Annotated in this window: 12 protein-coding genes; all 12 read right to left on the bottom strand. The window is 61.4% G+C overall.

Features of this window, described 5'->3' with window-relative positions; genetic code table 11:
• Positions 1–3: 3 nt before the first annotated feature.
• Genes ACOYXJ_RS14755 through mraZ form a run of 12 tightly spaced genes read right to left on the bottom strand, consistent with a single transcriptional unit; the run spans position 4 to position 13,372 of the window.
• Positions 4–963, bottom strand: a complete 960-nt coding sequence (locus ACOYXJ_RS14755) for a D-alanine--D-alanine ligase (RefSeq protein WP_150795707.1) — start codon at positions 961–963, stop codon at positions 4–6.
• Positions 960–2,420 (bottom strand): UDP-N-acetylmuramate--L-alanine ligase, encoded by a 1,461-nt coding sequence (gene murC, locus ACOYXJ_RS14750; RefSeq protein ID WP_150795708.1) that lies wholly within the window; start codon positions 2,418–2,420, stop codon positions 960–962. Before murC ends, ACOYXJ_RS14755 begins: the two co-directional genes overlap by 4 nt.
• Positions 2,413–3,483 (bottom strand): undecaprenyldiphospho-muramoylpentapeptide beta-N-acetylglucosaminyltransferase, encoded by a 1,071-nt coding sequence (murG, locus tag ACOYXJ_RS14745; protein ID WP_460096880.1) that lies wholly within the window; start codon positions 3,481–3,483, stop codon positions 2,413–2,415. The genes murC and murG overlap by 8 nt, the downstream gene beginning before the upstream one ends.
• The gene (gene ftsW, locus ACOYXJ_RS14740) at positions 3,473–4,690 is read right to left on the bottom strand and encodes a putative lipid II flippase FtsW (RefSeq protein ID WP_016987575.1); all 1,218 of its coding nucleotides are present in this window, start codon (positions 4,688–4,690) and stop codon (positions 3,473–3,475) included. The genes murG and ftsW overlap by 11 nt, the downstream gene beginning before the upstream one ends.
• Complete coding sequence (murD, locus tag ACOYXJ_RS14735) at positions 4,687–6,033, bottom strand: UDP-N-acetylmuramoyl-L-alanine--D-glutamate ligase (protein WP_095123202.1); 1,347 nt, start codon at positions 6,031–6,033, stop codon at positions 4,687–4,689. The genes ftsW and murD overlap by 4 nt, the downstream gene beginning before the upstream one ends.
• A gap of 5 nt (positions 6,034–6,038) precedes the next feature.
• Positions 6,039–7,121: a phospho-N-acetylmuramoyl-pentapeptide-transferase gene (gene mraY / locus ACOYXJ_RS14730; RefSeq protein ID WP_007917000.1), complete on the bottom strand. Its 1,083-nt coding sequence runs from the start codon at positions 7,119–7,121 to the stop codon at positions 6,039–6,041.
• A complete protein-coding gene (locus ACOYXJ_RS14725) occupies positions 7,121–8,488 on the bottom strand; it encodes a UDP-N-acetylmuramoyl-tripeptide--D-alanyl-D-alanine ligase (protein ID WP_460370123.1) in 1,368 nt (455 codons plus the stop codon). Before ACOYXJ_RS14725 ends, mraY begins: the two co-directional genes overlap by 1 nt.
• Positions 8,481–9,944 carry a UDP-N-acetylmuramoyl-L-alanyl-D-glutamate--2,6-diaminopimelate ligase gene (locus tag ACOYXJ_RS14720; protein WP_460370121.1) on the bottom strand — a complete coding sequence of 488 codons (1,464 nt, stop codon included), beginning with the start codon at positions 9,942–9,944 and terminating at the stop codon, positions 8,481–8,483. The genes ACOYXJ_RS14725 and ACOYXJ_RS14720 overlap by 8 nt, the downstream gene beginning before the upstream one ends.
• The gene (locus ACOYXJ_RS14715) at positions 9,944–11,683 is read right to left on the bottom strand and encodes a peptidoglycan D,D-transpeptidase FtsI family protein (RefSeq protein WP_181429395.1); all 1,740 of its coding nucleotides are present in this window, start codon (positions 11,681–11,683) and stop codon (positions 9,944–9,946) included. Before ACOYXJ_RS14715 ends, ACOYXJ_RS14720 begins: the two co-directional genes overlap by 1 nt.
• Positions 11,683–11,976, bottom strand: coding sequence for a cell division protein FtsL (ftsL, locus tag ACOYXJ_RS14710; protein WP_007917008.1), 294 nt, complete (start codon positions 11,974–11,976; stop codon positions 11,683–11,685). The genes ACOYXJ_RS14715 and ftsL overlap by 1 nt, the downstream gene beginning before the upstream one ends.
• A complete protein-coding gene (rsmH, locus tag ACOYXJ_RS14705; RefSeq protein ID WP_008082779.1) occupies positions 11,973–12,920 on the bottom strand; it encodes a 16S rRNA (cytosine(1402)-N(4))-methyltransferase RsmH in 948 nt (315 codons plus the stop codon). Before rsmH ends, ftsL begins: the two co-directional genes overlap by 4 nt.
• Positions 12,917–13,372: a division/cell wall cluster transcriptional repressor MraZ gene (gene mraZ, locus ACOYXJ_RS14700; protein ID WP_007917012.1), complete on the bottom strand. Its 456-nt coding sequence runs from the start codon at positions 13,370–13,372 to the stop codon at positions 12,917–12,919. The genes rsmH and mraZ overlap by 4 nt, the downstream gene beginning before the upstream one ends.
• Positions 13,373–13,619 lie beyond the last annotated feature (247 nt).

Genomic DNA, 13,619 nt, shown 5'->3' with positions numbered 1-13,619 from the left:
GTCTTAACCTCGAGCGTCTTCAACACTGGCGGCCAGAATGGCCAGAACCAGTTGCTGGAAATCCAGACCGGCCGCACGCGCGGCCATCGGTACCAGACTGTGATCGGTCATGCCCGGAGCGGTGTTCACTTCCAGAAACCAGAACTGCCCGTCGGCGTCCTGCATCACGTCCGCCCTGCCCCAACCGGCAATACCCAGCGCCTCACAGGCCTTGGCCGTGAGATCCATGAGTTGCTGTTCCTTGGCGGCATCCAGCCCGCACGGAATGCGGTACTGGGTATCGTTGGCGATGTACTTGGCGTCGTAGTCGTAGAACGTGTGCGGTGTACCCAGGGCGATAGGAGGCAACACCTGGTCACGCAGGGTGGCGATGGTGAACTCCGGACCTTGAATCCATTGCTCAACCAAGACTTGCGAATCGTAGGTACTGGCCGCTTTCCATGCGTCGATCAACTCGGACGCAGAACTCACTTTGGCCATCCCGATACTTGAACCTTCATGCGCCGGTTTGACGATCAAAGGGAAGCCCAGTTCCGTCGCCGCCGAAATACAATCGGCTTCGCTGCACAGCACGGCGTGACGCGGCGTCGGAATCCCGAGGCTGTGCCAGACCTGCTTGGTGCGCAGTTTGTCCATCGCCAGTGCCGAAGCCAGAATGCCGCTGCCGGTGTACGGAATGCCCGCCACTTCGAGCAGACCCTGCATGGAGCCGTCTTCACCGCCACGACCGTGGAGAATGATGAAGGCGCGGTCGATCTTTTCGCTGAGCAGACGTTGCAGAATGTCGTCGCCAACGTCGATGCCGAACGCGTCCACGCCTGCGCTTTGCAGCGCGTCGAGCACGGCGTTACCGGATTTCAGCGAAACCTCACGCTCGGCACTCAGGCCACCGAAGAGCACGGCGACACGGCCGAAGTCTTTCGGCGCTATGGTGGAGAACAGGTTGGCGTAGGCAGCAGTCATTTCAACTTCCCCTCGACCGGCGCCGCCACGGCGCCAGCGAACAATTCACTTTTCAACAGCTTCGGCGCGAGACCGCCGATATCACCAGCGCCCTGGCACAGCAGGATGTCGCCGGCACGCAGCAGCGGCTTGACCAGCGGCGCCAGATCGACGCCACGCTCGATGTAGATCGGGTCGAGCTGACCGCGCTGGCGGATGCTGTTGCACAGCTTGCGGCTGTCGGCGCCCGGAATCGGCTCTTCACCGGCCGGATAGACTTCCATCAGCAGCAGCACGTTGGCGTCGGCCAGGACATTGACGAAATCGTCGTACAGATCGCGGGTGCGGCTGTAGCGGTGCGGCTGGTAGACCATCACCAGACGGCGCTCCGGCCAGCCACCGCGCACGGCTTTGATCACCGCGGCGACTTCGGTCGGGTGGTGGCCGTAGTCGTCGACCAGCATCACGTTGCCGCCGTCCACCGGCAGTTCGCCGTAGACCTGGAAGCGTCGACCAACGCCCTGGAAACCCGACAGGCCCTGGACGATGGCTTCATCACTGACGCCTTCATCGGTGGCGATGCAAATGGTCGCCAGCGAATTGAGTACGTTGTGGTTGCCGGGCATGTTCACCGACACGTCCAACGGCTCGCGATCCGGGCGCAGCACGGTGAAGAAGGTCTGCATGCCTTGCTGGCGGATATTGATCGCGCGGACGTCAGCGTCTTCACTGAAGCCGTAGGTCACGGTCGGACGTTTCACCAGCGGCAGGATTTCACGCACGACCGGATCGTCCAGGCACATCACCGCCAAACCGTAGAACGGCAGGTTGTGCAGGAACTCGACGAAGGTTTTCTTCAGTTTGTTGAAGTCACCGTCATAGGTCGCCATGTGGTCGGCGTCGATGTTGGTGACCACGGCCACCAGCGGTTGCAGGTGCAGGAAACTCGCATCGCTTTCATCGGCTTCGGCGATCAGGTAACGACTGGTGCCGAGCTGGGCATTGGTGCCCGCGGCATTCAGACGACCACCGATAACGAACGTCGGGTCCAGACCACCGGCGGCGAACACCGAAGCGATCAGGCTGGTGGTGGTGGTTTTGCCGTGCGTGCCGGCGACGGCGATGCCGTGGCGATAACGCATCAGTTCAGCGAGCATTTCGGCACGCGGCACCACTGGAATACGACGCTCAAGGGCAGTCGCGACTTCCGGGTTGGAGGTGTTCACAGCGCTCGACACCACCAGCACATCGGCGGTCGCGGCGTTCTCGGCGCGGTGGCCGATATAGATGTGCGCGCCGAACGACTCCAGACGCTCGGTGACCGGCGACGCTTTCAGGTCGGAACCGGAGACTTCATAGCCCAGGTTCAACAACACTTCGGCAATGCCGCACATGCCCACGCCGCCGATGCCGACGAAGTGGATGCGACGGATGCGGCGCATTTCCGGTTGCGGCATGGCTTTCTGATTCTCAACCATGGGCCACCTCCAGACAGGTATCGACCACACTACGGGTGGCATCGGGTTTCGCCAGACGGCGGGCCGCTTGGGCCATATCTTCGAGTCGTTGCGGTTGCATCAAGACCTCTGTCAGGCGCGCGGCAAGGTCCGCGGCACCAGTCGTTCTTTGCGGCATCAGGAAGGCTGCGCCTTCACGGGCCAAATAATTGGCGTTGCGGGTCTGGTGATCGTCGATCGCGTGGGGCAAAGGCACCAGCATCGAGGGCAGACCGGCGGCAGCCAGCTCACTGATGGTCAACGCGCCTGCGCGGCACACCACCAGGTCAGCCCAGCCATAGGCCTGGGCCATGTCTTTGATGAACGGCTGCACCTGCGCATCGACGCCGGCGGCGCGGTAGCGCTCTGCAGTCACTTCATCGTGGTTTTTGCCGGCCTGATGGAACACTTCCGGGCGCAAATCGGCAGCGACTTGGGCCAGGGCTTCAGGCAGCAACTTGTTCAACGGTTCTGCGCCCAGGCTTCCGCCGAGGATCAGCAAACGCGCTTTGCGACCGGCCAGGGCAGGTCGCGATGTGTCGAGGAACAGCTCGCTGCGCACCGGGTTCCCGGTGGTACGGCGGGTGTCCGACAGAGTAAAGGTGTCGGGGAACGCTTCACACACTCGGGCGGCGAACGGCACCAGCAACCGATTGGCGGTGCCGGCCACAGCGTTCTGCTCATGAACGATCACCGGCACGCCGGCCAGTTTCGCGGCAAGACCACCGGGGCCAGTCACATAACCACCGAAGCCGACCACACACACTGGCTTCAAGCGACGAATGATCGCCCGCGCCTGCCACACCGATTTGAGCAGCATGAACGGCGCCTTGAGCAGCGACAGCTTGCCCTTGCCGCGCAGGCCGGTGGCGTTGATGCGGTGCAGCTCCAGCCCTGCGGCTGGCACCAGTTCATTTTCAATTCCGCGTGGCGTGCCAAGCCAGTGCACGGTGTAACCGCGCGCCTGAAACTCGCGGGCACAGGCCAGCGCCGGGAACACGTGGCCGCCGGTTCCGCCGGCCATGATCAATACGTTAGCGCCCATGATTCGGCTCCTCGGCGAAGTCGCTCTCATGGAATTCCATTTCTTCACTGCCCAGGTGGGTTCGACTCTCCCACTCAATCCTCAATAACAAACCGAGGCAGGCGCAGCAGATCACCAACGAGCTGCCGCCATAACTGAGGAACGGCAAGGTAAGACCTTTGGTTGGCAGCAGGCCGACGTTCACCCCGATGTTGATCAGGAACTGACCAATCCACAGGAACGACAGACCGTAAGCCACATACGCGGCGAAGAACTGCTTGGCTTTCTCCGCCCACAAGCCGATGTACATGCCGCGAATACACACGAATACGAACAGTGCGACGGTGCACAGCGAACCCACCGCGCCGAGTTCTTCGGCCAATACCGAGAACACGAAGTCGGTGTGCGCTTCCGGCAGGTAGAACTGCTTCTGCACGCTGTTGCCCAGACCGACGCCGAGCCATTCACCGCGACCAAACGCGATCAAGGCCTGCGACAACTGATAGCCGGCGCCGAACTGGTCAGCCCACGGGTCGGCGAAGTTGGTCAGTCGCGCCATTCGATACGGCTGCATCTGGATCAACAGGACCACGGCCCCGACCGCCAACACCACCATCAGCGAGAAGCGGAACAACCCGACTCCGCCGAGGAATAGCATCGCCGCCGCTGCGCCCATCATTACTACGGTGGCACCGAAGTCCGGTTCCATCAGCAACAGGCCGGCCATCGGCAGCAGCACGATGAATGGCTTGAAGAAGCCCATCCAGCTCTCACGCACTTCCTTCTGACGCCGCACCAGATAACCGGCGAGGTAGATCACCACGAATACTTTGGCGATTTCCGACGGCTGCACGTTGAAGAAGCTGAAACCGATCCAGCGCATCGATCCGTTCACTTCTCGTCCGATGCCAGGAATGATCACCATCACCAGCAAGCCGAACGCACCGATCAGCATCAGCCAACCGAGACGTTGCCAGGTGGCGATCGGAATCATCATGGTGACGATGCACGCGCCCAAGCCCAGCACCACATAAATAAGGTGGCGAATCATGTAGTACAGCGGACTGCCCGACTGCGCCGCCGCGACTTCGGTGGAAGCCGAGGCGATCATGATCAAACCGAGACCGAGCAGTGCCAGGCAACCGGCGAGCATCGGGAAATCGAGGTCGATGCCGCGCCCGGTGATGATCGGCGACGGATACGGCTTGATGATATTGAACAGGCTCATGCCAAGTCCTCCACAGCGCGGACGAACTGGTGACCACGATCTTCATAGTTCTTGAACATGTCGAAACTGGCGCAGGCCGGCGACAGCAGCACCACATCACCCGGCTGGGCGGCGGCGCGGCATTGTGCGACGGCGTCAACCAGCGAGGTTGCGCGAATCAGTGGCACGGCATCACCGATGGCCGCGCCGATCTTGTCGGAGTCGCGGCCCATCAGGATCACGGCGCGACAGTTGGCCGCGACCGGATCACGCAGATCGTTGAATTCGGCACCCTTGCCATCGCCACCGGCGATCAGGATGACCTTGCCGTCGATGTCCGCGCCCAAGCCTTCGATGGCGGCCAGTGCGGCACCAACGTTGGTGGCTTTGGAATCGTTGTAGTAAGCCACGCCGTCGAGATCACGTACCCACTGGCAGCGATGTTCGAGACCGGCGAAGGTGCGCAGGGCCGAGAGCATGGCGTCGAACGGCAGGCCTACGGCATGCCCCAGCGCCAGCGCCGCGAGGGCATTGGACTGGTTGTGTGCGCCGCGAATCTTCAGCTCACGAACCGGCATCAGATTCTGGAATTCAAAGGCCAGATACTTCTCGCCGTCTTCTTCACGAATACCGAAGGCTTTGAAATCAGGTTTACTCAGACCGAAGGTCCAGCATGGCTGCCCCTCGCCCATCAACGGACGAGTCAGCGCATCCTGACGGTTGACCACGAACTGCTTGGCACCACGGAAGATCCGGTGCTTGGCCAAGTGGTACGCCGGCAGGCCGCTGTAGCGATCCATGTGGTCTTCGCTGATGTTCAGCACGGTGGCCACTTCAGCGTTGAGCTGGTCGGTGGTTTCCAGCTGGAAGCTCGACAGCTCCATGACGTACAGCTCGACGTCGTCGCTGAGCAGATCCAGCGCCGGGGTGCCGAGGTTGCCGCCGACGGCGACACGTTTGCCGGCCGCAGCCGCCATCTCGCCGACCAGGGTGGTGACGGTGCTTTTCGCGTTGGAACCGCTGATGGCCACGATCGGCGCCCGCGCGTTACGCGCGAACAGCTCGATGTCGCCGGACAGTTTCACGCCACGGGCCGCAGCGGCTTGCAGGGCCGGGGTCGCCAGTGCCAGGCCGGGGCTCACGTAGAGCTCGTCGGCACGGCAGAGGAATTCGACGTCCAGCTCGCCACAACGCACTTCCACGTGCGGATAGTCACGCTTGAGCGTGGCCAGTTCCGGTGGATTTTCCCGCGTATCCGCCACGGCAAACGACGTGCCCCGGTTCGCCAGGAAGCGAACCAGGGACATGCCGCTCTTGCCGAGGCCGACAACGATGCGGAAGTGGTCAGAAGCGATCAGAGACACTCGTTCTACCTCAGCTTCAGGGTGGCAAGGCCGATCAGCACGAGAATCACGGTGATGATCCAGAAACGGACGATCACGCGCGGCTCGGGCCAGCCCTTGAGTTCAAAATGGTGGTGTATCGGTGCCATGCGGAACACACGGCGACCGGTCAGCTTAAAGGACGCAACCTGAATGACGACTGACAGGGTTTCCATCACGAACACGCCGCCCATGATGAACAGGACGATTTCCTGACGGACGATCACGGCGATGGTGCCCAGTGCCGCGCCGAGTGCCAGTGCACCGACGTCGCCCATGAACACTTGCGCCGGATAGGTGTTGAACCACAGGAAACCGAGACCGGCACCGATCAGCGCGCCGCAGAACACGATCAACTCGCCCGCGCCCGGCACGTAAGGAATCAACAGGTATTCAGCGAATTTCACGTTACCCGACAGGTAGCAGAAGATGCCGAGGCCACCACCGACCATCACCGTCGGCATGATCGCCAGACCATCGAGGCCGTCAGTCAGGTTGACTGCGTTGCTCGAACCGACGATCACAAAGTAAGTCAGCACGATGAAACCGAGGCCCAGTGGAATGCTGTAGTCCTTGAGCATCGGCAGGATCAGCGTGGTTTCCACCGGGGTGGATGCGGTCATATAAAGGAAGATCGCTGCGCCGAGGCCGAACACCGATTGCCAGAAATACTTCCAGCGGCTCGGCAGGCCACGCGAGTTCTTCTCGATGACTTTGCGGTAATCGTCGACCCAGCCGATGGCGCCGAACAACAGCGTCACCAACAGAACAGTCCAGACGTAGCGGTTGCTCAGGTCAGCCCAAAGCAAAGTGCTGACGCCGATCGAAGACAGAATCAGCGCGCCGCCCATGGTCGGGGTGCCCGACTTGGACAGGTGCGATTGCGGGCCATCATTACGAACGGACTGACCGATCTGACGGTTCTGCAAAGTGCGGATCATCCACGGGCCATAGCACAGCGACAAAACCAGCGCGGTCAGCACACCGAGGATCCCGCGCAGGGTCAGGTACTGAAAGACCGCGAAGCCTTTGTAAAACTGTTGCAGATACTCCGCTAGCAGCAGCAGCATTAATGTTTCTCCAGACTGGACCCGCACAGAGCCGCAACGATGTTTTCCATCGCTGCACTGCGCGAACCCTTGATCAAAATGGTGGTGTTTGTGTCCTGCTCGGCGTCGAGGGCCTGAATCAGTTCGGCTTGCGTGCCGAAGTGATGCGCCTGTTCACCGAAAGCGTTTACGGCGTGAACCATGTTTGGCCCGACGGCATAAAGCGCGGAAACCTTGCCCCGGGCGTACTCGCCCACGTCGCGGTGCCCCTGCTCCGCCCAATCGCCCAACTCGCCGATATCTCCGAGCACCAGGACGGTGCGGCCGGAAAAGCCGGCGAGTATATCAACGGCCGCGCACATCGAGGTGGGGTTTGCGTTGTAAGTGTCATCGATCACGCGCATGCCGTTTTTCGCCAGTTGCGCGACGGTGCGACCCTTGACCGGTTGCACGGCGCCAAGCCCGGTGGCGATGCCGAACAGCGACACGCCCAAGGCGTGAGCGGCAGCGGCGGCGGCCATGGAATTGGCGACGTTGTGGGTGCCGAGCAGGCTCAGTTGAACGCGCTCGACACCTTCAGGTGTGTGCAGATTGAAGGCCGGGCAACCGCGTGCATCAGTGGTCAGATCGCTGGCGTAGAAGTCCGCCTGAGTGTTGCTCAGGGCGAAGGTCAGCACTTTGCGCGCGCCGGCACGGGACTTCCAGATACCGAAAGCCTTGTCATCGAGGTTGAGCACGGCGACGCCATCGGCCGCCAGCCCATCGATGATTTCGCCTTTGGCTTCGACGATTTTTTCCGGGCCGCCGAACTCACCAACGTGCGCGGTGCCGGCATTGTTCAGGATCGCTACGTGCGGTTTGGTCAGGCCGACGGTATAAGCGATTTCACCCAGACGCGAGGCGCCCAGTTCGATGACGGCCGAAGTGTGCTCCGGAGCCAGTTCGAGCAGGGTCAGCGGCGCGCCGAGGTCGTTGTTCAGATTGCCACGGGTCGCCAGTACCGGACCGCGCGTGCGCAGGATGCTCGCGAGCATTTCCTTGACGGTGGTCTTGCCGCTGGAGCCAGTGATGGCAGCGACTGGCTGAGTGAATGCAGCACGGTTCAGCGCGCCCAACTGGCCGAGGGCCTGACGGGTGTCTTTGACCAGCAGTTGCGGCAGCGTGCTGTCGGCGACTTCACGCTCGACCAGCGCAGCAACGGCGCCTTTGCCGGCGACATCGTTCAAATAGTCATGACCGTCGAAACGCGGGCCGGTCAACGCAATAAACAGTTGGCCGGGCTGGATCGCGCGACTGTCGATGCTGACGCCGTCGAAACTGGCATCGGCGGCGATCAAACGTGCGTCGAGCGCGTTGGTCAGTTCGCTGAGTTTCAGGGCCTTAAGCATGGGCCACCTCCCAAGCGGTCAGGGCATGATCAGCCTCGACCAGATCGGAGAAAGCGTGGCGCTCGCCGTTGATTTCCTGATAGTCCTCGTGACCTTTACCGGCCAGGACAATCACGTCATCCGCCGAAGCACCGGCGATCAGCTGCGCAATCGCCTGGCCACGGCCGGCGACGAAAGTGACTTTATCCACAGCCGTGAAACCGGCGCGGATGTCATCGAAAATCACTGCCGGATCTTCAGTGCGCGGGTTGTCGTCGGTGACCAGTACCTGATCGGCCAGACGCTCGACCACTTCGGCCATCAACGGACGCTTGCCGCGATCACGGTCGCCGCCGCAGCCGAACAGGCACAGCAACTGACCTTTGACGTGCGGGCGCAAAGCAGTCAGAACCTTTTCCAGCGCATCCGGGGTGTGGGCGTAATCGACCACCACCAACGGCTGCGTGCCACCACCGAGACGCTGCATGCGTCCGGCCGGGCCTTCGAGTTTCGGCAGTACCTTGAGAATTTCGTCGAGCGCGTAATCCAGACCGAGCAAGGCACCGACCGCTGCCAGTACGTTGCTCAAGTTGAAACGGCCGAGCAGCGTGCTGCGCAGATGATGCTCGCCCTGCGGCGTGACCAGCGTGGCGCGCACGCCGTGGTCGTCAAACTGCGCTTCGCGGCAAAACAGGTACGCGCTGCTGTCGAGCAGGCTGTAGGTGATCAGCCGCGATTCACGTTTTTCAGCGGCCAGTTGCCGACCGAAATCGTCGTCGAGGTTGACCACACGGCACTTCAGATCACTCCAGGCGAACAGCTTGGCCTTGGCCTCGGCGTACGCTTCCATGGTGCCGTGATAATCCAGATGATCGCGGGACAGGTTGGTCATCACCGCGACGTCGAACGCCAGCGCCGTCACGCGGCCCTGATCCAGACCGTGGGACGAGACTTCCATGGCCACGGCTTTGGCGCCGGCCTTTTTCAGGTCGCCCAAGGTCGCTTGCACGGCGATCGGATTCGGCGTGGTGTGCAGACCGCTTTGCAGTGCGCCATAGAAGCCGGAACCCAAGGTGCCGACGATGCCGCAATGCTGGCCGAGCAGATCCAGCGCCTGCGCGACCAACTGGGTCACGCTGGTCTTGCCGTTGGTGCCGGTCACGCCGATCAGATTCAGGTGATGACTTGGCTCGCCGTAAAAACGCCCGGCGATGTCCGACAACTGCGCCGCCAGACCTTTGACCGGAATCAGCGGCACGTCAGTGATCGGCAGCACGGTGGCGCCTTCCACTTCATACGCTACAGCCGCCGCGCCACGTTGCAGGGCATCGGCAATGTGCGCACGGCCATCGAATTTGCCGCCAGGCACGGCGAGGAACAGATCGCCTGCGCGCACGTTGCGGCTGTCCAGCGCCAGTTCACGGATCAACAGATCGTGGCCGGCGTGGGGGAATATCTTGTTCAGACTTAATGACATCAGCCGCGCCCTCCATTGGCTTTCAGCGGAACGACCGGGGTGGCGTTGGCTTGTTGCGTCGTCGGCAGGTTGTCCGGCGTTACGTTCATCAGGCGCAGGGTGCCGGACATCACACGGCTGAACACTGGCGCGGAAACCAGACCACCGAAGTAACCGGCCTTGGACGGTTCATCGATCACCACAACAATCGCGTAACGCGGATCGCTCATCGGGCCGAAACCGGCGAACAGCGAGCGATAAGAATTTTCCGCGTAGCCCTTGGTACCCACCGAGGTCTTACGCGCGGTACCCGACTTGCCCGCCACGTGATACGCCGGCACCTGCGCACGGAACACGCCGCGCGGTGCTTCGATCACCTGGGTGAGCATGCCTTGCAGGGTTTTCGCCACAGCTTCCGGCAGCACTTGCGTGGTCTGCGGTGGCTTGTCGGTTTTGATCAGGGTCAGCGGCGCGAGACGACCGTTGTTGGCCAGCGCCGAGAACGCGTGGACGAGCTGAATCGCGGTCACGGAAATACCGTAGCCGTAGGACAGGGTCGCGGTTTCAGCCTTGCGCCAATCGCGGTAGTTCGGCAGGTTGCCGACACGTTCGCCCGGGAAACCAAGGCCGGTGTCCTGGCCAAGACCGACTTTCTGCGCGAGGCGGAAAATCGTTTCGCCGCCGATATCGAAGGCGACCTTACTCATGCCGACGTTACTGGAATTGATCAGGATGCCGGTCAGATCGAGCACCGGCCCCTCGGTCCTGGAAACGTCCTTGATCGTGTACTTGCCGATCTGCAGGGAGCCCGGATACACCTCGACGGTGTCGCTCGGTTTCCAGCGGCCGGTTTCGATGGCGGCGGCCATCGAGATGGCTTTCATGGTCGAACCCGGTTCGAACACGTCGATCATCGCGCGGTTACGCATCATCGCCGGTTGCAGGTTGCGACGGTTGTTCGGGTTGTAGGTCGGCTGGTTGACCATGGCCAGGATCTCGCCGGTCTTGACGTCCATGATCACCAGGCTGCCGGCCTTGGCGCCGTTCTCGATGATCGCGTTACGCAGTTCGCGGTTGGCCAGGTATTGCAGACGCAGGTCAATGGACAACGCCAAGGGCTTGCCGGCCTTGGCGTTTTTGGTGACCTGGACATCCTTGATCAGCCGACCGCGCCGATCCTTGATGACCTGTCGTTTGCCCGGCACCCCGGCGAGCCATTCGTCATAGGCCAGTTCGACACCTTCACGACCGTGGTCATCGATGTCGGTAAACCCGACCATGTGCGCGGTGACTTCACCGGCCGGGTAGAACCGGCGGAATTCTTCGATGCCGTAGACGCCCGGCACTTTCAGATCGAGCACAGCCTGGCCCTGCTCGGGGGTCAGCCCGCGCACCAGATAAATGAATTCTTTGTTGGCCTGGGCTTCGAGGCGTTCGGTCAGGGCTTTAGGGTCCTGACCCAGCGCGGCGGCGAGTGCCGGCCACTTCTCTTTCGCCGTCTGCATTTCCTTGGCGTTGGCCCACAGCGTGGTCACCGGGGTACTCACGGCCAAAGGCTCGCCGTTACGGTCGGTGATCAGACCACGGTGAGCCGGAATCGGAATGTGACGCAGACTGCGCGCGTCGCCCTGACCTTTGAGGAAGTCACGGTCAACCACTTGCAGGTCGATGATGCGCCAGCAGATCGCAGCGACCATGATGCCGAGCAGCGCCACCATCAGGCGGAAGCGCCATGGGAACAGTGCGCCTTCGAGTTTCATCATGGCGCCACCATCTTCACGTCAGCCGCGCCGGGAATGTGCATTTTCAGTTGTTCGGTGGCCAGCACTTCGATGCGACTGTGCGCGGTCCAGGTGCTTTGTTCGAGAATCAAACGCCCCCACTCGGCCTGCGCCTTGTCGCGCACGCTGAGTTCGTTGTAAAGGGTGTTGAGCAACTGCCGGTTCCAGTGCGCGCTGTACGACACGGCAATGGCCGAGACGAGCACGCCGATAAACAGCAGCAGCATCAAAAAGCTGCCGCCGGGCAGTGGCTTGGCGAAAAGCTTGCTCACCGCAACTTCTCCGCGACGCGCATGACGGCGCTGCGGGAACGTGGGTTGGCTTTGAGTTCGGCGTCGGAGGCCGTCTGCGCTTTGCCATGGACTTTGATTTTCGGTTCGAACGCGACGTGGCGCACGGGCAGGTTGCGCGGCAGGTTGTCGGCTTCGCCTTTCACCAGCTTGCGCATGAACAGTTTGACGATGCGATCTTCCAGCGAATGGAAGCTGATCACCACCAGACGACCGCCAATTTCCAGAGCGTCCAGTGCGGCTTCGAGGCCGGCTTCCAGATCGCCCAGTTCGTTGTTGACGTGAATGCGCAAACCCTGGAATGCACGGGTGGCCGGGTTCTTGCCCTTTTCCCATGCCGGGTTGGCGACTTTCAACACTTCAGCCAGATCGGCAGTGCGCTCGAACGGCTTGATATCGCGACGCTCGGCCACGGCACGCGCCATGCGCCCAGAGAAACGTTCTTCGCCGTATTCCTTGAACACCCGGGCGATTTCCTCAGCCGGCGCGGTGTTGACGAACTCGGCAGCGCTGATGCCGCGGGACGGATCCATGCGCATGTCCAGCGGGCCGTCGTTGAGGAAACTGAAGCCGCGCTCAGCGTCGTCGAGCTGCGGCGAAGACACGCCGAGGTCAAGCAGAATGCCGCTGACCTTGCCGCTCAGACCTTGCTCGGCGACCACCGAACCGAGCTCGGCAAAGCTGCGCTGCACAACGACAAAGCGGCCGTCTTCGGCCGCTAGCGTTTGCCCGGTGGCAATCGCTTGTGGATCTTTGTCGAATCCGATGAGCCGACCGTCCGTGCCGAGCTGGCTGAGGATCAGCCGGCTGTGTCCGCCGCGCCCGAACGTGCCGTCCAGATAGCAGCCATCAGGACGTACGGCGAGAGCCTCGACGGCTTCGTCAAGCAGTACGGTGATGTGGTTAAAGCCGCTATCAATAGTCACAGGATCAAATCACGCAGTTCATCAGGCATCGCGCCCGGTTGTTGAATGGCAGCAAGGTCAGCGGCAGATACCGCGTTCCATGCATCCTCGTCCCACAATTGGAACTTGTTCAGTTGGCCTACCAGCATTGCGCGCTTATCGAGCTTGGCGTATTCGCGCAAACGCGGTGGAACCAGAAAACGACCACTGCCATCGAGCTCGAGGTCGACGGCATTACCAATCAGCAAACGTTGCAGGCGACGGTTCTCTTCGCGAAGCGAAGGAAGCGCGCGCAACTTGGTTTCAATAATTTCCCACTCGTCGAGCGGATAGACACACAAACACGGATCAACGGCATCAATGGTCACGATCAATTGGCCGGAACTGCGCGAATCGAGCTCGTCACGGTACCGGCTCGGCATAGCGAGACGGCCCTTTGCGTCGAGACTGATAGCGTTAGCTCCGCGAAACACGTCTGCGTTTCTCCAATTTTTATCGTTTTGAGCTCAAAAAACCCACTTCATGCCACTTTCCGCCACTTGCGCACACTATAGGAATGCGCCCACCACACCGTCAAGGCGCGGATTAAAGGAAAACCCTTACAGAACGGAGATTTAGGAGCATAAAAGGAGGTGTAACGAGAATCTGGCGGATACTTTTGACCAATAACCTGATGCAGCACTGAAAGCTGCGCTCGAAAGTTAAAGTAATTTGTTAAGA

Source organism: Pseudomonas sp. Tul2A7, assembly GCF_054790505.1.
This window is presented reverse-complemented; position numbering and strand designations above follow the sequence as displayed.